Source organism: [Bacillus] selenitireducens MLS10 (assembly GCF_000093085.1).
Lineage (GTDB): Bacteria > Bacillota > Bacilli > Bacillales > Salisediminibacteriaceae > Salisediminibacterium > Salisediminibacterium selenitireducens.
In genome coordinates, this window is the sequence record NC_014219.1 from 1,748,133 (window position 1) to 1,771,467 (window position 23,335).

The 23,335-nt window shown below is 45.1% G+C and carries 16 protein-coding genes and 2 pseudogenes; 12 read left to right on the forward strand and 6 right to left on the reverse strand.

The annotated features are described in order from the left end of the window. Positions 1-6: 6 nt before the first annotated feature. Entirely contained in the window at positions 7-1,818 is a 1,812-nt protein-coding gene (gene pepF, locus BSEL_RS07990) for an oligoendopeptidase F (RefSeq protein WP_013172485.1), read from the forward strand. A gap of 282 nt (positions 1,819-2,100) precedes the next feature. On the opposite strand, the gene BSEL_RS07995 is transcribed toward pepF, so the two are convergent. The 4 genes from BSEL_RS07995 to BSEL_RS08010 all read right to left on the reverse strand — a co-directional run bounded on the left by BSEL_RS07995 (position 2,101) and on the right by BSEL_RS08010 (position 5,019). Beyond that, a complete protein-coding gene (locus BSEL_RS07995; RefSeq protein ID WP_013172486.1) occupies positions 2,101-3,054 on the reverse strand; it encodes a ClpXP adapter SpxH family protein in 954 nt (317 codons plus the stop codon). After that, the gene (locus BSEL_RS08000; RefSeq protein ID WP_013172487.1) at positions 3,051-3,470 is read right to left on the reverse strand and encodes a globin domain-containing protein; all 420 of its coding nucleotides are present in this window, start codon (positions 3,468-3,470) and stop codon (positions 3,051-3,053) included. The genes BSEL_RS07995 and BSEL_RS08000 overlap by 4 nt, the downstream gene beginning before the upstream one ends. A gap of 218 nt (positions 3,471-3,688) precedes the next feature. Next, positions 3,689-4,378 (reverse strand): lytic transglycosylase domain-containing protein, encoded by a 690-nt coding sequence (locus BSEL_RS08005; RefSeq protein WP_013172488.1) that lies wholly within the window; start codon positions 4,376-4,378, stop codon positions 3,689-3,691. Then, positions 4,378-5,019 carry a CYTH domain-containing protein gene (locus tag BSEL_RS08010; RefSeq protein ID WP_177304821.1) on the reverse strand — a complete coding sequence of 214 codons (642 nt, stop codon included), beginning with the start codon at positions 5,017-5,019 and terminating at the stop codon, positions 4,378-4,380. The genes BSEL_RS08005 and BSEL_RS08010 overlap by 1 nt, the downstream gene beginning before the upstream one ends. A 108-nt stretch (positions 5,020-5,127) precedes the next feature. Here BSEL_RS08010 and BSEL_RS08015 point away from each other — a divergent pair, with 108 nt between their 5' ends. From BSEL_RS08015 to BSEL_RS08045, 7 genes are all read left to right on the forward strand, one after another. Next, entirely contained in the window at positions 5,128-5,769 is a 642-nt protein-coding gene (locus BSEL_RS08015; protein ID WP_013172490.1) for a GTP pyrophosphokinase, read from the forward strand. A 23-nt stretch (positions 5,770-5,792) separates the two neighbouring features. Further along, complete coding sequence (locus BSEL_RS08020; protein WP_013172491.1) at positions 5,793-6,581, forward strand: NAD kinase; 789 nt, start codon at positions 5,793-5,795, stop codon at positions 6,579-6,581. After that, positions 6,581-7,498 (forward strand): RluA family pseudouridine synthase, encoded by a 918-nt coding sequence (locus BSEL_RS08025; RefSeq protein ID WP_013172492.1) that lies wholly within the window; start codon positions 6,581-6,583, stop codon positions 7,496-7,498. The genes BSEL_RS08020 and BSEL_RS08025 overlap by 1 nt, the downstream gene beginning before the upstream one ends. A gap of 68 nt (positions 7,499-7,566) precedes the next feature. Further along, positions 7,567-8,349 carry an enoyl-ACP reductase FabI gene (gene fabI, locus BSEL_RS08030; RefSeq protein WP_013172493.1) on the forward strand — a complete coding sequence of 261 codons (783 nt, stop codon included), beginning with the start codon at positions 7,567-7,569 and terminating at the stop codon, positions 8,347-8,349. A gap of 235 nt (positions 8,350-8,584) precedes the next feature. Further along, positions 8,585-8,836 (forward strand): hypothetical protein, encoded by a 252-nt coding sequence (locus tag BSEL_RS08035; RefSeq protein WP_013172494.1) that lies wholly within the window; start codon positions 8,585-8,587, stop codon positions 8,834-8,836. Positions 8,837-8,969: 133 nt separating this feature from the next. Continuing rightward, a complete protein-coding gene (locus tag BSEL_RS08040; protein ID WP_013172495.1) occupies positions 8,970-9,512 on the forward strand; it encodes an NADPH-dependent FMN reductase in 543 nt (180 codons plus the stop codon). A 135-nt stretch (positions 9,513-9,647) separates the two neighbouring features. Beyond that, entirely contained in the window at positions 9,648-9,896 is a 249-nt protein-coding gene (locus BSEL_RS08045; protein ID WP_013172496.1) for a hypothetical protein, read from the forward strand. Between the two features lie 129 nt (positions 9,897-10,025). Here BSEL_RS08045 and BSEL_RS08050 read toward each other — a convergent pair whose 3' ends face one another. Together BSEL_RS08050 and BSEL_RS08055 are read right to left on the reverse strand one after the other, a co-directional pair. Beyond that, a complete protein-coding gene (locus BSEL_RS08050; RefSeq protein WP_013172497.1) occupies positions 10,026-11,144 on the reverse strand; it encodes a TIGR04053 family radical SAM/SPASM domain-containing protein in 1,119 nt (372 codons plus the stop codon). Between the two features lie 364 nt (positions 11,145-11,508). Next, a complete protein-coding gene (locus BSEL_RS08055) occupies positions 11,509-12,852 on the reverse strand; it encodes a methyl-accepting chemotaxis protein (protein WP_041581829.1) in 1,344 nt (447 codons plus the stop codon). Between the two features lie 208 nt (positions 12,853-13,060). On the opposite strand from BSEL_RS08055, the gene BSEL_RS17065 reads away from it, so the two are divergent. The 4 genes and pseudogenes from BSEL_RS17065 (at position 13,061) to gltB (ending at position 23,329) form a co-directional block, all read left to right on the forward strand. Continuing rightward, positions 13,061-15,397 (forward strand): EAL domain-containing protein, encoded by a 2,337-nt coding sequence (locus BSEL_RS17065; protein WP_013172499.1) that lies wholly within the window; start codon positions 13,061-13,063, stop codon positions 15,395-15,397. A 262-nt stretch (positions 15,398-15,659) separates the two neighbouring features. Further along, positions 15,660-16,235, forward strand: a pseudogene (locus tag BSEL_RS08065) (peptide-methionine (S)-S-oxide reductase); the annotation flags it as partial. Positions 16,236-16,306: 71 nt separating this feature from the next. Beyond that, positions 16,307-18,577 carry an alpha/beta hydrolase gene (locus BSEL_RS08070; RefSeq protein WP_013172501.1) on the forward strand — a complete coding sequence of 757 codons (2,271 nt, stop codon included), beginning with the start codon at positions 16,307-16,309 and terminating at the stop codon, positions 18,575-18,577. Between the two features lie 180 nt (positions 18,578-18,757). After that, positions 18,758-23,329, forward strand: a pseudogene (gltB, locus tag BSEL_RS08075) (glutamate synthase large subunit). The last annotated feature ends 6 nt before the right edge of the window (positions 23,330-23,335 follow it).

The following is a 23,335-nucleotide window of genomic DNA, read 5'->3' on the forward strand; positions in this document are numbered from 1 at the left end:
CATATTATGGCCACGACTGCTTTGCCAAATCGAAAAGACATACCGAAAGAAAAGACTTGGGATCTTGAAGACATATTTTCTTCTGATGAACAATGGGAACAAGAATTTAATACAATTGAACAGTTGATTCCGCAAATCAGTGATTATCAGGGGAAGCTTGGAGAATCGGCAGAAACTTTATACAAAGCTCTGCAATTTGAGGATGAGGTTTCCATGAAGCTCGGTAAGCTCTATGTTTATGCCCGAATGCGTTATGATCAGGACACAACAAATTCACATTATCAGGGGCTGCATGACCGGGCTTCACAACTTGTTACGAAAGCTGGAAAGGCTGCTTCATTCATGACACCGGAGCTGCTCTCAATTCCTGAAGACACATTGACTGAATTTCTGAATGAGCATGAAGGACTGACTCTATACCGTCACGCTTTTGAACGATTAAACAAAAAACGGCCACACGTCCTGTCTGAAAAAGAAGAAGCTCTTCTTGCACAGGCAGGAGAAGTGACCAGTGCGGCTTCGTCCACATTCAGCATGCTCAATAATGCAGATATGAAATTCCCGACGATCAAAGACGAGGAAGGCAATGATGTGGAAGTGTCCCACGGTCGCTTTATCCACTTCTTGCAAAGCGATGACCGTCGCGTTAGGGAAGATGCTTTTAAGGCCATGTATGCAACGTATACAAACTTTCGTAATACATTTGCTTCAACGCTCAGTGGGAATGTCAAAAAAAATATTTTTCAGGCGAATGTCCGAAATCATGAATCAGCAAGAGCCGCGGCATTAAGTAAGAATCATATTCCTGAAGTTGTTTACGATCAGTTGGTCAATACGGTGAATGATAACCTTCACCTTCTTCACAAGTATATCGATATTCGAAAACGAGCCCTGGGACTTGATGAGTTACACATGTGGGATCTCTATACGCCGATCGTAAAAGATGTGGATATGAAAGTGTCCTATGATGAAGCTACAGAACTGATGACTGAAGGATTGGCACCACTCGGAGATGAGTATGTGTCCATTGTTAAAGAAGGTTTGTCGAACAGATGGGTGGATATTGAGGAGAATCAGGGAAAACGAAGCGGGGCTTATTCGTCAGGGACTTACGGGACAAAACCGTATGTTCTGATGAATTGGCAGGATGATGTCAATAATTTATTCACACTTGCGCATGAATTCGGCCACTCTGTACACAGTTATTACACGAGAAAGTTTCAACCTTTTCCTTATGCCGATTATTCCATTTTTGTTGCGGAGGTGGCTTCAACAACAAATGAAGCACTTCTGAATGACTATCTGCAGAAAAAAGAGACGGATAAGAAGCGGAAACTGTATTTGTTAAACCAGTTTCTTGAAGGATTCCGTGGTACGGTGTTCAGACAAACCATGTTTGCCGAGTTCGAAAAAATGATCCATGATCAGGCTGAGGCCGGTGTTCCTCTTACCGCTGATGCCATGAGTGAATGGTATTTTGATCTGAATAAAAAATATTTTGGTGATCAGATCGTAATTGACGAAGAAATTGCCATGGAATGGGCTCGCATTCCCCATTTCTATATGAATTTCTACGTGTATCAGTATGCAACCGGGTACAGCGCAGCGACAGCACTTGCAAAACAGATCCTCGATGAAGGTGAACCTGCCGTAACAAGATTTGTTGATTATTTAAAAGCAGGCAATTCTGATTATCCAATTGAGGTATTGAAAAAAGCCGGCGTTGATATGACGTCACCTGAACCGATTCAGCAGGCTTTAAATGTCTTCGAGGAAACGCTGAATGAGCTTGAAGCATTATTATTTGAAGAGGACTGACAGAACGTCGGGATGAATAATTAAACAAACATGCTGACGGCGCCCCGGGGATCACTGATTCAAGAGGGTGCTGTCTGCATGACATTGTGGCATTTTTGTGAAAAGACACACAGAGAATTGCAAAGGGCAGTGGAATTTGATATATTTTATATGTGAAAGGAATCACATAACTCCCCCTAAGTTTATGTGCTTCGTCTAAACCCCTTGACGTACAACCTTTCTGCAAAGACAACGCTCCACAAAAGACCGCCGGGTCTACCCCACCCGGCGGTCTTTTGTATGTTATAAGGAATTGGTTTGCTTGAAATTGTGCACTTTTTTATATTGCCAGAGAAAACCTTGACGGGTAGGAACCTCATTCACGATCTGTCTGAGCTTTAATTTCTTCATTTCACGATGAACATCATCGAGTGATAAATCATATAAGACTGCAATTTCTTTCTCTGTCACTATAGAATAAAATGAGATGAATTCCTGAAGAGGGATCGGCGGACATTTTTTTAAAGGTTTTCCGACCAGTTCCTCTATGATTTGGACATATACTTCGTAAGGGTAATGGCCTTCAACTTTCAGGCCTGGTTCATTGACGTCTTCTCCAAAAAAGATGAGTGTCGGAAGTTGACTGACTTCCATTTCCTGAGTGGTTCGTTCGTCAGATTCCAATGCAATTTTCGGAGAATCGGAATCAAGATCTTTCATAAATTCTTCGACATCCATCCCATCGATGAATTTTGCACATTCAATTAACGTGTCCTTATCAGCAATGTTTTTCTTTTTTAAAAACAGTGCTTCCCGAACACGTCTGAGGAATTTTGAGCCAATGGCTTTTCCCTGAAGTTCGGCAGCTTTGATGCCGAGGTTTGCGGTGTAGGGCATGGTGATTTTTTGTTCATGCCATACATCACCATTACAAGGCATTCCGGTTCTGCATGCTGTTGCGTTATATGATTTGGCCATTTCGTGAATGAGCTTTTGAACGTCTTTATCACTGGCTGGCGTATAGGCGGAAGCCCCTTTTCCAATGAAGGTTTTAATGGTTACGTAATGACTGTACTCCATTTGCAGTTTTCGAACAAATGGCTCCAATACCCAGCATTCTGGACAGAGGGGATCGATAAACATATAAATCTCAACAGGTTTTTTTTCCTTTGGTGCAGTAAAAAGAGAAGCTGGATCGACAGGACAGCAGATGCCCAATTCATCGTTACATACGAAGTTGCCCTTGGCTTTACTCATGATGTTGTCCCCCCTTGCTGATCATCGGTGTGTGTTTCTTTGCTGTTTATCATGTGATTGGCAGTGTAGGTCAACCTTGCCAGTAATTCCTGTTTCGTGTATTCATCCATGAGACTTTCTTCAAGTGCCTGTGACATACAGGAGAGCCAGGCATCGCTTTTTGGTTTTGTTATGACGAACGGTATGTGCTTCATGCGAAGCATAGGGTGTCCGTGTTCGTTTGTATACAGCTGTGGTCCTCCGCAAAATTGAGTCAGAAACTGCTTTTGTTTGCGAATGGTTTCACCCATATCATCAGGAAACAGATCTCTGATTAATGGATCGGCTTTGACATATGTGTAAAAGCGATCGACCAGGGCGCTCAGTTCTTCTTCACCGATTCGGTCAAAAAGCGATTGATGATCATTGTGTTTCATAACTGACTCCTTTATATCTCTCTATGATTAGTAATTGTAGCAAGGGTTCACCGTTACTTCAACAAAACTGACTTGTGGTTGTTATTGCGGTTCGTTTATTTTATGTTTGTGTTGTAATACACAGAAGACAGCCTTTAAATTGACTCATTTTTTATTCCGCTTTGATGAAATGAAAAAACCTCCCTTATAATAAGGGAAGTTTAAGTGGATTACAACTATTATGCATGTCCGGACATGGAACGGTATGATTCAAGGACTCGCGGGACATATGCCTGTGTTTCTTTAAATGGCGGAATACCTCCGTACTTATTAACATTTCCCGGTCCTGCATTGTATGCGGCCAGCGCAAGTTCAATGTTTCCATTATACTGGTTCAGCATATCCTTCAGGTAACGCGTGCCACCGTCGATATTTTGAGCAGGATCAAAAGAGTCTTTGACTCCGAGCCATTTTGCAGTCCCTGGCATGAGCTGCATCAACCCCTGGGCACCGGCATGACTGGTCACATTGTTACGAAATCCGGATTCATGCTCGATCACGGCTGCGATTAGATCAGGATCGACACCATGTCTGGCAGCGGCTTGATTGATTAAATTTGTATAAGGTTTCCCGCTGGCTGAGAGAGTTGGTGTTTTTGCGGATGAAGTCATGGCTTGCGATTTGTTTCGAAGACCGAGTATATCTTCCGTCGTGAAAGACTGGGAAGAACGGTTGCTGCCCGGAAGCATCAGTCCCTGTGGATCGTTGGGATCCGGTGCACCGGTCATCTGTTGCTGTAGTAAAGAAGCAAATGAACCACCTGGACTGTTTATTCCCTGCAGTGGAGAGCCGCCAACAGAAGATGACTGGTTGCCTGCCCATTTTCTGAAGACCTGCCATTGATAGTAATCCGTCATAAATCGCTCCATCACTGAACATCACTCCTTTTCGCTTTAGCATCGAAGAAACGTTTGATTTTATTGGGCGGTGGATCCGGAGTCAGTTTCAATGATTGAAGCAGGCCGTCGAAAAAACGCCGCCCCTTATCATAATCAGTTGATTCAAATTCAAGTTCATAATCAGTTATGTCAAAGTACATGCTACGATCAAGAACGAGAAGACCTTCATTCAGCTGAACTTCACTGCGGTCTGTCGAAAGGGATCCCAAATAAGTCAGTTCAGGAAGATCTGCCGCTTTGATCAGTAACAGCAGTTGTTCTCTCACTTCACCATTAGGCACCTGACCGGATTGTTTCATGGTAGAAAATGCATCTTCAGTTACCGGCTGATGGGTTTCGAGAAGGCCTTCGCTGTAAGGTTGTTTGAGAGTGAGCGTCATCTGACCGGCTTTTTCTCTTATACGGAGTGCACTGCCGTATGATTTCAGCAGGAATCCGGCGGTTTCAAAATAATGATTAATCTGATGGAAAACCGGAGACCGATCGTGTTTGTAATGCTCCATAAGGCGTTCATAACTTTGCAGGTCCAGCCTCTGTTTAAATTCGATTTCGATTTCCTGGCTCACTTCATTCACCTTCAATTCGTCGATGGTTCTTCTATTATTCCACAAAAAGGCGTCACCGGCAATATTCCCTTTCATTTTACCTAGTTGGATGTGGGGATTGTCGGGTTGATATGGTAAACTGAAAGATGAGATATATTCAGGTGGTGACAGACAATGATCGATTGGAATATTATGCTTACGCCCTATAAACAGGCCGTTAATGAATTGAAGATTAAACTGAAAGGGTTGCGGGATCAATATCAGCTCACATCAAGACAGACACCGATTGAGTTTGTGACCGGACGGGTAAAGCCGGTTTCAAGCATTCTTGAAAAAGCGAAACGTAAAAATATCCCTCTTGATAAACTTGAAGAAGAAATGCAGGATCTTGCAGGAGTCCGTATCATGTGTCAGTTTGTTGGAGATATTGATACGGTTGTGGAACTGATTAAACGCCGAACGGATTTTGAGATTGTGGAAGAAAGGGATTATATTCAAAATAAAAAAAGAAGCGGATATCGTTCCTATCACCTGATATTGCGTTATCCTGTTCAAACGATTGACGGCGAAAAACGGATTTTGGTGGAACTTCAAATTCGAACCCTTGCCATGAATTTTTGGGCAACAATTGAACATTCACTGCAGTATAAATATGCCGGACAAATACCGGAAAAGGTCGAGCGGAGGCTTCAGCGTGCAGCTGAGGCGGCTTTCCAGCTCGACGAAGAGATGTCCAAAATACGTGGTGAGGTACAGGAAGCCCAAGAAATCATATCAAAGACAAAAGAGCAGGATCATGATCACGGGAAACGTTGATGCAGACAGGGAGGACAAATAAAATGAAGTTTCATGTTCGGTCGCGGGGAGACCATGATTCAAATATACTTTCACAGCGGATCAGGAATTACCTGGAGGAGTTCGAACTGCAACCTGATGAAGAAGAACCGGATATCGTCATTTCCGTCGGCGGGGACGGGACACTCCTTGAGGCCTTTCATCAGTACACCCATAGGCTGGATCATACAGCATTCGTAGGGGTTCATACCGGTCATCTCGGCTTTTACGCTGACTGGAAGCCGGATGAAGTGGAGAAGCTCGTGATTCATATTGCGAAGACGCCATTTAAGATTGTCGAATATCCTTTGCTTGAAGTGATTATCCGACATACAAACGAAGAGCCTGAAGACCGATACCTCGCGCTGAATGAATGTACCGTAAAGACAAAAGTAGGATCACTGGTCATGGATGTTGAAATTAAAGGTGACCTATTTGAAACATTCAGAGGGGACGGGCTCTGCCTTTCTACGCCATCAGGCAGTACAGCTTATAACAAGGCACTCGGAGGGGCAATTCTCCATCCCTCATTACCGTGCATTCAAATGGCAGAGATGGCATCCATTAATAATCGGGTATACCGAACCGTCGGTTCTCCACTCGTTTTGCCGCAGCATCATACGTGTCTGTTAAAACCGAGATACCATGACGAGTTTCAGGTAACGGTTGATCATTACACGCTGAGTGAACCGGAAATGAAGTCGATCCAGTGTCGTGTAGCTGACGAGCGGGTCAGGTTTGCACGATTCAGGCCTTTTCCGTTTTGGAAGCGGGTCAAGGAGTCCTTTATTTGATGAGAAACAGAAATTCTGCTCATCAAGGGCAAATCATAAAAACCTATATTGCCGATCCCGCTTGGCATGGTCTGATGTTAAGAGAAGTCCTTCGAAACAATCTGATGATATCAAGAAAGCTTCTTGCTGAAGTGAAATTTCAGGGAGGGGCTTTATTTGTGAACGGAAAGAATGCGAATGTATCTGATCAGGTATTTACAGGAGATCACATTGAGGTCTGGTTTCCGCGTGAAGACATCTCCTCATCGATCAAAATGAGTTGCAAACCGCTATCCATTCGTTATGAAGATGAGTGGTGCATCGTCATCGATAAACCGGCCGGTCTTTTAACGATCCCAAACGAAACGTATGAGAATGACTCGGTGGCAGGGAGAGTGATCGGGTATTTTAAGAGCTGTGATCACCCGGCAACATTTCATCCTGTAACACGTCTTGACAGGCAAACATCAGGGCTTATGCTGATTGCAAAAGACAGACATAGCCACAGTCTGTTTATGAAGCAGCAGTGTGCAGGCTTGATTGATAAAGAATATGTTGCGGTAACGCCGCCAGGTTTCCCATGGATCGCAGCTACCGTGGATGCACCAATTGCCAGGCATCCGGACAGTATTATTGAGCGAATGGTTCACCATGAGGGGCAAAAAGCGAAGACACGATTGGTGAAAGTGAATGAGAATGCTTCAGGCAGCCTGATACGCTGCAAATTAGAGACAGGAAGAACACATCAGATTCGAGTGCATCTTGCTTTCACTGGCTGGTCTATTCTTGGAGACGGACTTTACCGGGAAGAGAAGAGTGCGGATGAGCATAAAAGGACACTTCTGCATGCCTGTTCTCTCAGATGGGATGAACCGTTTACTGGAGAACGTATTGAGATTCATGAATCAGTGCCAGAGGATTTCCCCTTTCAATATTGACGTTCGCCGTCTTATCAGTTAGAATTATGACCAGATACTAAAATGAGTTTACATTTGGAGGTAAGGTTATGCATATTGATCTTTCTAATCGAACATATGTCGTAATGGGCGTTGCAAATAAGCGGAGTATTGCATGGGGAATTGCCAAAGCACTTCATAACAGCGGAGCAAAACTGATTTTTACGTATGCAGGGGAACGTTTTCATAAAGGGGTTGCTGATCTGATTGGTACGCTCGAAGGCGGGAATCGTCATGAACTGTTATCCTGTGACGTTACTTCCGATGAAGAGATCAAAGCAGCGTTTGATCAAATACGAGAACTTTCACCGGTTATACACGGTGTTGCCCACTGTGTGGCTTTTGCGAATAAGGATGAACTTGAAGGCGAATACCTGAATACAACCCGGGAAGGATTTTTGACAGCCCAGAATATCAGTGCCTATTCCCTTACTGCCGTGTTAAAAGAAGCCCGTCAGCTTATGTCAGAGGGTGGTTCGGTTGTGACACTGACTTACCTTGGGGGTGAGCGGGTAGTCAAAAATTACAACGTAATGGGTGTTGCTAAGGCGAGTCTTGAAGCGAGTGTCAAGTACCTTGCGAATGATTTGGGGAAAGATGGTATCCGAGTAAACGCGATCTCTGCGGGTCCAATCCGGACGTTATCTGCAAAAGGTGTTGGCGGATTCAATGATGTCATAAAAGAGATGGACAATCACGCCCCTTTGAAGCGTACCGTAACGCAAGACGAAGTTGGGACGTCGGCATTGTTTTTACTCAGTCATCTGTCCAGCGGTGTAACAGGTGAAAACCTGCACGTAGATGGCGGCTATCATGTTACGGGATTAATGTAAACAGTTATGAATATAACCTCGAATAAAACAGGGAAGCCCGGATCCGCATTTTTATGGAGCCCGGGCTTTTGCGTTTCATCCATCCAGATAACGTACAGGGTGCAAATTATATTTCACTGAATATTTTTTAAATATTCAGTGAAATATCCGTTTTGAAAAGCCGATATAAGATATAGAAGCAGCGATGTTTGATCAGTCAAAAAAGAAGGTATAGATCATATAAGAGGTGATTCATATGGGATACATTCCGCCGGTAAAAGACGAACAGCCGCTGCAGTATGTCAATCGCCAGTCGAAGCCCTCATCATCGGTTAAATCCTTGTCAGTAACTCAGCGTACCGAATTCCTGGCGACGAGTGAACAGGATAGACACGACCGGCTAAACTATGTTTTCCGTACCCGTAAGGTAAGAGAGAAAACGGAAGATGAAAAAGAGTTCGAAAAAGAATTTACAGGACGCGGAGAACACATTGATAGCAGTATCTAACCCAATCCCCACGGCCAGTGGGGATTTTTTTGAGTCAACGTCCTTTGAGAGGCAACATCCGTTTTGATGTTTTCTGTCATCCATTAAGGGAAATATACAGATAACATGATATTATCAAAGGGAGTGGTAGGAAATGACATTGCAGATCACTGGTTTTTCAGGAAGTCTGAGAAAACAATCGTTGAATCGCTCTGTTTTGACATATATGGATAAACAGTTTGATGAGATTCAGATCGTTGAATTGAATGCGATTCCTTTGTTCAATGCGGACGTTGAAGCTGAAGGGGAGCCGGAATCCGTTTTCGCTTTCAAAAAAGCGATCAAAGAAGCGGATGGCCTTCTCATTATCACCCCGGAGTATTCTCACAGTATGCCGGGGGTATTAAAAAATGCTCTTGATTGGGCTGGCAGCATGACCTATGAAAATGTGCTCGACGGAAAGCCTGTTATGATTGCCGGAGCGAGTCCTTCAGGAATGGGAACCGGTTTTGCCCAACAACATTTGAGACAGGTACTTGCTGCCTGTAATGCATTGGTGATGCCACAGCCTCAGGTCTATATAGGCGGTGCAAATGACAAAATTACAAACGGAGCTCTGACGGATGAAGCAACCACAGCGTTTTTAACGGATGCGTTCAGATCATTCAAAACGTTTATTGAATCGGTTGAAAAATAATTTTTCTGTAATAAAGGATCAGTCCCGGGGACTGGTCCTTTTATGATTGTGACCATGGAATTGTGCATGACACTTGAATAATTGACGGGAATCGGATAAGATTTATATGGACATTTAACAGATGGAGTGAAATGAATGGAATTAACTGATTGGACATACGGTAAACAGAAACAGGTTAAGGCATGGTTTTCTGATTTTCCGCATTCAACAGTTGTAATGAGATCGTTGTCCGATTACTATTTCATATATATGATTGACTGGTCAGATAGAGATCAACCGGTTCACCGTCATGATTTGGAGGAAATGGAACAAATTATGAATGATGAAATGGGTACATTACAACAATATGAGGCGCGTTTATCCAAGCGGCGTTTAGACACGTAAGAGGATTTTCAGAAATAAATACCATTTAACAAATAAAAAAGCGAACAGGGCCCAGTGGTCTGTTCGCTTTTTTGTGTCGGTAACTCTTATTGGATGTTTGACGCAGGTCGGGATAGTTTTCACATGCCGTTATGCGTTTTGCTTGTTCCTGTCACGCCATTTGGGCGGTATATATACACAGAACGGTTCGCTTTCCAGATAATCACCTGTTACGGCATAGGTTCTGGAGCGGGAGCCGCCGCAAACGAAGCGGAATTCGCAAACCCCGCATTTCCCTTTATAAAGATCCGGATTTCGCAGTTCTTTTAAAACTGGGGACTCCCGGTAAATGGTTTTAAGCGATTGATCTTTTACGTTCCCGACCGGAATAGGAAGAAGTCCACTTGGCATGACTTCACCAGTATGAGAAATGAAAATGAAGCCATTCCCATCATTTACCCCTTTTGGAGCCCGTTTTAATCCATCGACTTCCGAGGCCGTATCAGTGATGGAATCTTGGTAATCGATGTCCCCTTTTTCGATCAGTTTTTCTTTTGCTTTCTGTTGAATAACGACACGGCGGTGGTGCTGAGCTGCAGTAGTTTTGATATCGAAATTTGATGTCTTGTTCAGTTCATAGAGCCATTTGAATACATGTTCGTGTTCTGCCGGGGTCAGACAGGCATCCATTTGACCGCGGCCTGTTGGTACAAGCAGAAAAATATACCACATGATCACGTCAAGTTCTTCTACTAAAGCGGCCATTTCCTCAAGTGCATGGTAGTTGTATTTGGAAATTACCGTGTTGATCTGTAAAGGCATATCCAACTCTTTCAAGTAGTTAATTTTATCGAGTGTCAGGTCAAACGATCCGCTGGTTCCTCTGAAGTGATCGTGAATTTCAGGTGTAGGTCCATCGAGGCTGAATGCCCATCTGGACAAGCCGACTTCCTTTGCTTTCTCCATTTTTTCTTTTGTCACATTATCCGTGGCGCTTGGTGTCATGGATACGCGCATACCCTTTTGGATTGCGTAATCCGCCAATTCAAACAAGTCTTCTCTCATCATACAGTCGCCGCCTGTAAATACGAGCATTGGGTTGTCCATCTCATGTATGGCGTCTATTAACCGAAGTCCCTCTTTGTGATTCAACTCATCAGGGTGCGGTTCGGTCTGTGCATCTGCTCTGCAGTGAAGGCAACGCAGTTCACATGCTCTGGTCACCTCCCAAATGACAATAAACGGGTTTTCGTTATAATCAATATTCATGTGGGGATGGGTACCCCCATGAGGGTGCTGGCTGTGTTTCAAAGTAAACGACCTCCCAATCTGGTAATGTCATGCTGTTCTTCTCTTTATCGTACTAGCTTCTGAGGGCGTTTCCATAAAGGGGATGTGACAAATTGCCGACAATATTCCGGGGATGGGTTATCAACCTCACAATGTGAATGTCATGTGAATGGAGGGTGATTTACTATTTCTGAATGCATGCAAAGTGCAATATCAACTGTTTACAGGAATGTATTTTCATTCGATGACTGGTCGATTGTGTATAACCGCCTCCATGGACACTGACAAAAAACCGGACCCATGCTATGCTGGGCCCGGTTTAAAAGAGATCTTCATTTTCGTCTCAACTGCGACGGGATTTGAACTGCCGTACTGAATTTCTCAGTTCCTGACTCATCGCCGTCATTTCTTCTGTACTGGCTGAAATACTCTCGAGGTTCATACTTGTATTTTCTGCACTGTCAAGCAACTCTTGCGCCATATTCTCTGTTTCCTCTATAAAAGAGGCAAGCTGGTCGATCAGTGAAATGATTTTCTCTGAAGTGGCGACTTCTTCGTTAGTGACCTGCTGGATGTTCGCGACATCGTCAACCGTTGCTTCGATGGCTTTGAAAATACTTTCGAGGGCTTCGGTTGTATTCTGGACTTCTTCGACACCCTCCTGTACGGTTGCATTGTTGACTTCCATAGCCTCAGAAGCCCTTGAAGATGTCCTGGTTATCTCGTCGATAATTTTTGTGACATTTTCTGCTTCCGAGGAAGTTTGTTCAGCCAATTTTCTGACCTCATCTGCAACAACCGCAAAACCTTTACCCGCTTCTCCTGCCCGTGCCGCTTCAATCGCTGCGTTTAGTGCGAGCAGGTTGGTCTGTTCAGAGATTTGAGTAATGGTGTCAACGATCGAGTGAATCTGATCAGAATACTCCTCCATGGATTCAACCTCAGATTTTGTCTCATCGGACTGGCGTTGGATTTCGTTCATCTTTCGGATAACATCTTCGAGCTTTTCTTTTCCGTCGCGCGAAGATTTTAAGGTTACTTCAGCATTCCCTTCAGCCGAACCGGCTTTTTCTTTTGCGATCTGAATCAGTGAAGACAGTTCAAGCAGGGATTGCGAGACTTCCCGAATGGCAGTATTCCCTTTTTCAGCCTGTTGAACGAGATTATCGGCATTCTCCTTCATCTGGACAGAGCTGGAACTCATTTCAGAAATGGCACCGGCATTCTCTTCGGCGCTTTTACTGACATCTTCTGCAGAAATACGAACGGAATCGATCAGGTCACTTAATTTGCTTGTCAAGTTGTTAAAAGCGGTTGCGAGTGCACCGATTTCATCATTCGAATGAACATCGGCAGTCTGAGTTAAATCAATCTTTTCACCCTGAATACTGTCGATACTTGTGTTCAGTTCATTTAACGGTTTGAGTACGACGAATTTTAAAGCAATAAAGAAAAAGATGATGAGAATGATTAAATTTGCTATTATTGTAAAATATGTAGATAGGATGGTTGTTAATCTTGATCCAATCAAGCCTTCAAGCAGATCCGGATCAATCAGGATTTCTTCGAGTAAAGCAATCGGTGTACCCATGATCAGGCTGAATAAGGTGGCGCCAATCAGGGCGAGTGTAATCTTCCTGCCTATCGTGGCCTTTCTTAAACTGAATTTTCTGGTTCGTTCACTCATATAACGTCCTCCCTGGCAACTTCGTCTTCTTCTATTCTAGAGAAAGGGGCACTAAATAACAACTGATCCATAGTAGTTTTTTCATGTTTATTTAGAATTAGGTCCTTTTATCCTGTATAATATGTTCATACCCGTCATTGGTGAAATGGAATCTGACAAGTTTCCGTGCTATTCTGTAGAAAATGAGTCATTGTTCAGGGGGAAGAACATGGATATGAAAATTGAGGATCCTGCAATAGAATCGTCCATGCATGACATGAAAGAAAGATTATTAAGCCGAATCTTTCTTTCTGTACTCGGTGTGGGCTTTATATTTACAGTCGTCAATTTTATTAATGAGTGGGTGCTTGGATCCGTTCAAATGACATATGCAGTAATACTGTTTTACAGCATTCTGCTTGTCATGCATGCGTTTCGAAGAAGAATCCACTTTGAAATCAGGGCTTACACAATCATCTTTATCTTGTTTGGTACAGGGATCGTCAGCGGTTTGACATACGGGATGGTGGGATCATCCATGTTGTTTTATGTGGGGGCGGCATATGTGGCGATGCTGCTTCTCTCAAAGCGTGAGACGATCTATTGGATGGCCATGACGCTATTTATCTATCTCGTAATCTATGTGTTTTGGGTTTCCGGGATATTGACCTACGAGTTCTCTGTTATGGATTATGCAGTGTCTGAAACAACGCTGATTTCAAGAATGGTCGCATTTATCTTTTTCGTCGGACTCCTTATCTTCTCCCAATGGATGGTTAATGAGTTCCTTGTGGATAAGATGAATGATTTAAAACAGACTCACGATGAACTGAGGCTGTCCGATAAACAGCTGATTGAACAGTACAATGAAATATTGGATAACCGCGAAGAGATTAAACTGAAAGAAGAGCAGTATCGCTCTATTGTCGAAAACACGGAAGATTTGATATATGCTGTGACCCCAGAACGAACACTGATCACCGCGAACAGTTCGTTTTCTGCCTTTGTGAAAATGGAGCAAAGTGAACTTATAGGGACATCTCTTGATAAATTAAAAGGTTTGGCCACCCTCATTGACGAAAATGACCGGAATTTGGATCATGTTTTGGCAATGAAAGAGCCGATCCAGTTTGTTCAGCGAATTGAAAAGCCTTCAGGCAGACAGATTTATCATACGGATATCACCCCCGTCATGCATGCGGATGGCAGTTTAACGATGATGCTTATCAAACATCATGATGTTACGGAACTGGTTCATAAAGATGAACAGATCGAACAGCTCGCCTACTTCGACCAATTGACAGGACTTGTAAACCGTTATCATTTTGAAGCGATTATTTCGGAAAAAATAAAAGACATCGGTCATCAGTTTGGCATCATTTATTTTGATCTCGATCATTTTAAAAAAATAAATGACACAATCGGTCACTTCGCCGGTGACTATCTGTTAAAGCAGGTTGCTGAAACGCTTCAGGGTGTCCTGCCGGATGATGCCACTTTGGCACGACTCGGCGGTGATGAATTTGCTGTGGTCCTTGATGAAACAAGCGAGGGTCATGCATTGATGAGACTGCTTGAAGAAGTGGCGGATACGATCGTAAAGACGGCGAGAAAACCGGTTAATATTGATGGTGTTCATTATTACATCAGCGCCAGTGCCGGAATCGTGGTCTATCCGGAACATGGCAGGAGTCATGACGAACTGATGAAAAACGTGGATACGGCGATGTATAAAGCGAAGAATGATGGTAAGAATAAATGTATCTTCTTCAATGCAGAGATAAAAGATGAAACAGATCAGAGCATTCTTCTTGAAGCACATTTGCGTCATGCTTTTGAGTATGATGAAATGTATGTGGATTATCAGCCGCTTGTTTCAGGAAAAAATGAACACGTTCGCGGCTTTGAGGCATTGATGCGTTGGAATTCAAATTATTTTGGTCCGGTTTCACCTGCGGTGTTTATACCTGTATTGGAGCAAACGGGAATGATTGTGGAGTTTGGGGAATGGATCCTGAAAGAAGCCTTGAACAAAATCCATGAGCTGGAAAAAGTGTCAGATCAGTCGTACGTCGTTTCTGTCAATGTGTCGTTGTTACAGTTGAAACAGGAGCGATTTGCAACAAATGTGAAAAGAATTATGGATGAATGGGGAGTAAACCCTGCTTCAGTGGAACTTGAGATTACCGAGAGTATCCTGGCAGACGATGTGGAACTCATTATCAATGTGCTTAGTGAGCTTAAGCAGTACGGAATAAGAATTGCCCTTGATGATTTCGGTACCGGATACTCATCACTCAGTTATTTGAGGAAATTCCCACTGGATACACTGAAGATTGACAAGTCATTCAGCGAGGGGATCGGACAGCAGCAAAAGCAGTTAGAGCTGATAGGATCAATCATACAGATGGCTCATAAAATAGGGCTTGAAGTGGTTGCTGAAGGGATTGAGGAGCCTGAGCAGGTTGCCTATTTAAAGCGGCATCACTGTGATTATTTCCAAGGGTATTATTTTCATAAACCTTTGAATGATAAAGATTTACTGAAGGTAGTCAAAACAGGATAATGAGGTTTGAAAATAAATGATGTCAAAAGCCTCTTTTCTTTTGTTTATTCAGGCACTACAATCAACTGAATGCTGTTTGCAGATTAGGGAAGTCTTAATATGAAGCCAATCCAGTCGGACAGACGGTAAAATAAGCATGTCATGCATGATTTCATCGTCCGGGGGGGAGCTCCGGACGATTCTTTTTTATGCAAAGGAGGGGGACGCAACTATGAACCATCTTCAGAACGTAATATTTGGCAGTGGATGATTTTGGGGACCTGATGGCCGGTTCGGCCAATTGGAAGGTGTGACAGCAACAGAGGTAGGCTATGCAGGCGGCGATATGCCCGAGCCGACATACAGGCAAATGAGGGATCATACAGAAGTGGTCCGGGTAACGTTTGATTCAGACAGAATCAGCTTCGAACGGTTGTTAGATGAGTTTTGGCAACATCACTCCGGAAAACAGCACGGGTACGGAGGGACTCAGTATCAGTCATTGCTGATCACGGAAACGACTGAGCAGCTGCAGATGGCAAAGAGAATGATACAGCGTTATCGCGAGACGGAAAACAGAGAGATCGAAACGGTACTGACAATGAATAAGCCGTTTACATCTGCGGAAATGTACCATCAGAAATACATGCTGAGAAATCGTTCGCGCTCCTGGCAGGAGCTGCTGGACCAGTTTGATTCTGAAGAGGCCTGTATCCGTTCCACGTTTACAGCAAGACTGAATGCCCTTGCTTGCGGTGAATTAACAAAACAGGAATTGCGATCAATGCTTAACTATTCAGTTGATTTTTCAGGTGAAAGGGAGATCTTCACTTCATTTTTAGGTCGCATGAAATGGTAATGGTATCAAAGGATGAAGCGTTTTTTTGATCAGCCATCGAGCAGCCATTATCTGGTTAGGAGGCAATGCTGGTGACAACAGAACCATCAATACACAAGAAAGAAACGAAGCGCGAAAGGGCCATTCGCTGGATGATCCAGCGTTGGCATGCGCGCAACAACTTTGATCCGGCAAGTCCCTGGCTGTCTTCAGGCGTGTTTTTAACAGGTCTGATTCTGATGATCATCACAGCATCCGGAAACCCGTCAGGTCTGGGGATTGCCGTGGACAGCCTGATACATATGGCGGTGTTCAGTTTTGTGTACTGGGGTGTAGTATGGACAGGAGGACTGCTCCTGTCGATGTTTTATATCCCGGTTCCAAGAGAGACACTTCTCTCTTTGCTTATATCCGGGTATATCGCCTATCGCGTCTTTTCGGAAGGGAATATTGAGGATCCGTTTGTTTATGCAGTCAGCGTGGGGTGGATACTTGGCGGATTGGCCTTTGGGATATTGATTGCGGTTTTGGTGAACGTAAAACACAGATCACGGCCAAAGACACTTTTTTATGCAGCTGTTCCTGCATCCGTCCTGGTCGGGCTCATCATGTATCACCCGACTGCACCGGAGTATGAGCAGATCGTAACCTCTGATTATACGGTTACAGAACTGGATGAAGTCCATGATTTGGATGATCCATTGAACTCAGGGGTCTACGGGATCGAGACATTCACCTACGGTCCCGGTGGAGATGTCCACAGAACGGAATTTCGTCATCAGATGGACGTTGTCACGGCGTCAGTGGACGGATCACATTATATAGACGACTGGAGCCGCGGAAGGACTTTTTTCTGGGGCTTTGATGAATCAGAGCTTCCATTAAACGGAAGGGTGTGGCTCCCTGATTCAGATGCCGGGGAAAAGCATCCTGTTGTACTGATGGTTCATGGGAATCACCGTATGGAGCATTTCTCTGATGACGGTTATACCTATCTTGGAGAAACTTTGGCATCGAAAGGATACATCGCCGTATCCGTCGATCAGAATTTCCTGAATTTTTCAGGATATACCGGTATTCCTTCAGAGAATTATACCTTAAGGCCCTGGATTCTGATGCAGCATCTGTTGGAATTCAAACGGCATCAGGAAGAAAGCAAGGACAATGCGTTTAAGAAAATGGATCTTGATTCCGTATCTTTGATCGGGCATTCGCGTGGCGGTCAGGCGGTCAGTATGGTTGCGGATTATGAACGGTTTTTCGCGGACGATGATACGGTATCAGGGATGGAAAAGATCGGACTCGATGCAGTGATCGCCATTGCTCCTACGGACCGTCAGGTGAATGATCAGCGTCCGCGGCTTGAAGGGGTTCATTATCTGACATTGCACGGCGCTCATGACGGTGATGTGCATAATTTCCGCGGAGACAGACAGTTTATGCGAACCAATGTGGATTCAGCTGAGGAGGTTCTGTATAAAGCCAGTGTGTATTTCACAGAAGGAAATCACAGCCAGTTTAATGAGGATTGGGGGCGGTCTGATTTAAGTCTTCCAGGTGGCGTCTTTATGAATCGGAGGCATCTGATGTCTCCTGACGATCAACGGGATGCAACGGCGCTTTTCATCGCTGCTTTTCTTGATTTGACCGTGGGTGGCCAGGCTGATTTGGAGCTGATGTTTAAAGACCCCGGGACAGTTCCGTGGCTGCCTGATTCAGGCTTTTTAACTCGGTTTGATTCATCGGAAAGTGAAACACTGGTCGCTTTTGATGCCGGATCGGATGCGGCATCGTTCCGTGATGGAGGAGAGTCCGAATTTAAAGGATTTTATGAGACTGAAGTTCGCAATGCGGAGGACCGAATGCGGAATACGAAAGCGACCCGGGGTCTTGTAATGGGATCACGAGACAATGGATCGTGGCGGGCGATATTGTCATCGAGGATCAAAGAGAGGGTGGAAGAGAAAGATGGGGGTTCAATCGGTATTTCTCTTGCCAATCTCGGATTTGAGCTTGAGGAAGACGGATTGGATCACTGGCCGTGGAACACGTCTCCGGTGATTGCCGTCTCACTCGGGCTTTCAAATGGAGAACGTTTGACCGTTCGATCGGATCAGTTTCATCACGTCTATCCGCCTGTGTTTACCCAGTATTCAAGATATCCAGGGTTAGACGAATCCATGCGGGGAGATAAGTACTCTCAACCGGCAGAAGGCGTGTTCCATGTGTATCACGTGCCGATTGACCGTTTTCAGGAACAGTCGGATCATTTCACCCTTTCTGCACTTGAATCTCTGGAGATCGAGGTTGTGGATGGACCGGCTAAAATCATGATTGACTGGATCAAATGGTATCCGGAATAACAGAAATAACCCATTCCGCTTTGGAATGGGTTATTTCTGTTTGTTGCCCATTCGCGATGAATTATCAGTATTGTTAGGTAATTTGATCGTATCATGGTACAATAAGCCAATCTCAATGTGTAAAATTATGTGGCATTGAGAAGCAGGAATCCATTCACTTGGACGGAGGAGGACGTGACTATGTCAGCACATATAAATTACGGGCAAGGTTTGTATCGCCCTGAAAATGAGCACGAAGCATGCGGTATTGGCGTCATTGCCAACATCGATGGCCATGCTACACATGATATTGTGCAAAACGCTGTTACAATCCTGTGTAATCTTGAGCACCGTGGTGGCCAATCTGCGGATACAAGTACAGGAGACGGCGCTGGAATGATGACGCAAATCCCCCATCATTTCTTCTCGAAGGCCTTTCATAAGGAAGATTTAACGCTTCCCGATCAGGGAGAGTACGGAATCGGCATGATCTTCTTCCCGAATGATTATAAAAAACGCAATGACTTTGCTGCCATGTTTGACAGCATTGTAAAGGAAGAGGGACAGAGGATTCTCGGTTGGCGCACTGTTCCTGTGAACGATTCATTTGTTGGGAAGACTGCCAAGATGTCGAAGCCTTTCATCCGTCAGGTGGTCATTACACCGGGCGAGGGCATTGAGGATCAGGATGCATTTGAACGGAAGCTCTATGTGATCAGAAATCGTGTCGAAACCGAAATCCGTTCTATGGAAAGCGGACATGGTTTTTACATTGCAAGTATGTCAAGCAGAACCATCGTGTACAAAGGGATGCTCGTGCCTGAACAGCTGGACAGTTTTTATATTGACTTGAACCACCGGGACTTCAAGTCGGCATTTGCATTTGTACATTCAAGGTTCAGTACGAATACATTCCCGAGCTGGGAGCGTTCGCATCCAAACCGGATGTCGATTCACAATGGCGAGTTCAACACCATCAAAGGGAATGTAAACTGGATGTTTGCGAGAGAAAAGAAGGCATTAGGCGGGAAATTTTCACAAGAAGACCTGAATAAAATTCTGCCTGTGATTGAACCGACGGGAAGCGATTCGTCCATGTTTGACAATGCCTTTGAATTTCTGCATTTATCAGGAAGGTCCCTGGCTCACACCGCGATGATGATGGTGCCAGAACCGTGGGCGAACGATCACCTGATGGAGAAAGATAAGAAGGATTTTTACCAGTATCACAGCACGATGATGGAACCGTGGGATGGCCCTGCGGCTTTGGCATTCACCAATGGAAAACAAATCGTTTCATGCCTGGACCGCAATGGCCTTCGTCCTGCGCGATACTACGTTACGAAAGACGGTATGATCGTCCTTGGCTCTGAAGTGGGGGCATTGGACATTTTCTCTGAAGATGTGATGTACAAAGGCAGGCTCGAACCTGGGAAAATGCTGATGGTTGATCTTGAAAAAGGTGAAATCATCCCTGATGATGTCATCAAATCGGAAATCATCAATGAGCATCCATATGGGGACTGGCTCGATGCAAACCTTGCGTCACTAGAGGACCTTGATAAGCCGGATGCGACAGTGGGGATCCGGATTGAAGGCGAACAGCTTACCGAACAGCAGCTCGTTCACGGGTATACGAACGAAGAAATGGAAAAAATCATTAAGCCCCTTGTCTCAGGAGGGAAAGATCCCGTCGGTTCAATGGGGTATGATTCACCGATTGCCGTTCTCTCGAAAAAACCTCAGCTTTTATACAATTACTTTAAACAGATGTTTGCGCAGGTTACGAATCCGCCAATTGATGCGATACGAGAGGAAGTCGTAACGCAGGTATCCACTACCGTCGGAAAAGAACAAAGTGTCGTAGATCCACAGGCAGAAAGCTGCAGGCATATCACCCTGCCTACACCTCTTGTCACGAATGAAGAACTTCAGGTTCTTCAGCACCAGCAGGATCCGGCATTTAAATCCGTGGTTTTTTCAACCCTGTTTGCACCTGATCAGGAGAAAGAGGCATTGGCATCCCGTCTTGAGGCGCTGTTTATCGAAGCAGATCAGGCGATTGAGGACGGTGCGGTCTTCCTGACACTCTCAGACAGGGGGATTAATACGGAGTATGCAGCAATACCTGCTCTGCTTGCCGTTTCCGGACTCCACCATCATTTGATACGCAAAGGCACCCGAACGGATGTGAGCCTCTTTGTCGAAACAGGAGAAGCAAGGGAAGTTCACCACTTCGCCGCACTTTTGGGCTATGGTGCGGAAGTGATCAATCCTTATCTTGTCTTTGACTCACTTCACGATCTGATTGATCGCAAGGAACTGGTCAAAATGCATGCCTCAGATGCTGTGAAACGCTATGTGCAATCGGTGACTGACGGCATTATGAAGGTTCTGTCAAAGATGGGGATATCCACGATTCAGAGTTACCGGGGTGCCCAGATCTTTCAGGTGATCGGTATACATGAATCGGTGATTGACCGACACTTTACGAGAACTTCATCTTCAATAGGCGGTATTGACCTGGCGATGATTGAGAAAGAAACCCTCATGCGTCACAAAGTGGCCTTTCAGGAATACCGCGGCGCTAAAAAACGACTCGACTCCGGAGATGATTATCAATGGCGCAATCACGGAGAGGATCACCAGTATAATCCGAAGACCATTCATTACTTGCAACACGCATGCAGGCAGGGCGATTATCAGCTCTTTAAGAAATATTCGGCACTTTTGACCGACGAGACAAATAACCTGCAATCCATTCGCGGGATGCTGTCTTTTAAAGATACTCAGTCAATCCCCATAGAAGAAGTGGAGTCGGTATCAAGTATCGTCAAACGGTTCAAAACAGGGGCTATGTCTTATGGCGCAATCAGTCAGGAGGCGCATGAGGCACTCGCCATCGCGATGAACCGGCTCGGGGGACAGTCGAATTCAGGTGAAGGTGGTGAGGATATTGACCGCTTCACTCCCGATGAGAACGGAGATTCCAGGCGCAGCGCCATCAAACAGGTTGCTTCGGGACGATTCGGGGTTAAGAGTCATTATCTGGTTAATGCGGATGAAATCCAAATCAAAGTGGCCCAGGGAGCAAAACCGGGTGAAGGTGGCCATCTTCCTGGCAAGAAAGTGTATCCGTGGGTAGCGGAAGTCCGTGGATCAACACCGGGCGTGGAACTCATTTCTCCACCGCCGCACCATGATATTTATTCCATTGAAGACCTTGCAGAACTGATTCATAATTTGAAAAATGCCAATCCGGATGCGCGGATCAGTGTAAAACTGGTATCTGCAGACGGTGTCGGAACCATCGCTGCCGGTGTTGCAAAAGGGCGGGCAGATCTCGTGCTCATTTCCGGTTATGACGGCGGAACCGGTGCTGCCCCTCGGACCAGTCTGAAGCATGCAGGCCTGCCATGGGAGATCGGACTGAGTGAAACGCATCAGACGCTATTGTTAAATGGCCTCAGGGACCGTATTGCTGTTGAGACAGACGGGAAGATGATGTCCGGTCGTGACGTTGCGATTGCGGCGCTACTGGGTGCAGAAGAATTCGGTTTCTCCACGGCGCCGTTGGTTGTGCTGGGCTGTGTGATGATGCGGGTCTGTCATCTGGATACGTGCCCTGTGGGCGTGGCGACACAGAATCCTGAACTGCGCAAGAAGTTCATCGGTACTGCTGACAGCATTGAGCATTTCATGAGGTTTGTGGCCGAAGAAGTGCGTGAAATCATGGCCGAACTCGGGTTTCGAAAGCTTGAAGATATGGTCGGTCGGACCGATCTTTTGGAGATGAACAGTGAAACCGGTCACTAGAAAGGCCAATTCCTCGACTTCTCAAGGTTGCTGCACCAGCCTGAGATTCCACGCTATTCCACTCCGTTTAAATCGGTGGAACAGGATCACGGGCTTGATTCATCATTGGACATGCAGGAACTGATTCCGTTTTGTGAAGACGCACTGGAGCACCAGGTTCCGGTTAAAGGCACGTTCTCGATCCGTAATATTAACCGTGTCACCGGCACGATCCTTGGCAGTGAGGTATCAAAGCGCTACGGACTGAATGGCTTGCCCGATCATACGATCCGACTGTCGTTTAAAGGTTCAGCCGGTCAAAGCTTCGGTGCGTTTATCCCCCGGGGGATGACGCTGAAACTCGTGGGTGATGCAAATGATTACGTAGGGAAAGGATTGTCCGGCGGTACGATTATTCTGAGGCCATCAAGAAAACGCACCTTTACCTCAGAGGATAACGTCATCGCGGGGAATGTCTGCTTCTACGGTGCAACTTCAGGCAGTGCCTATATTAACGGCATTGTCGGTGAACGCTTCTGTGTCCGGAACAGCGGTGCAGATGTGATTGTTGAAGGTACAGGCGATCACGCTTGCGAATATATGACAGGCGGAAACGTCATCATACTGGGAAATGTCGGGAAGAATTTTGCTGCCGGTATGAGTGGAGGAAAGGCATATATACTTTATGAAGAGGATACGCCTTTTGAAGATAAGTTGAATAACGAACTTGTGACGGCAACTCCCCTAGAAGACGAAGAGGAACGATTGATGATTTACGAAACCATTAAGCGTCATATCGAGCACACGTACAGCGACCGCGGAAAAGAAATTCTCCGCCGCTGGGACGACCTTTCAGGCAAGTTTATCCGTGTGGTTCCAAAACAGTTCGAGGCGATCCAAACGAGAATCCAGTCGTTGATTGATGATGGACTTGAGCGGAAAGACGCTGAAATGAAGGCGTTTGAAGAGAGTAAGTAATTCAGA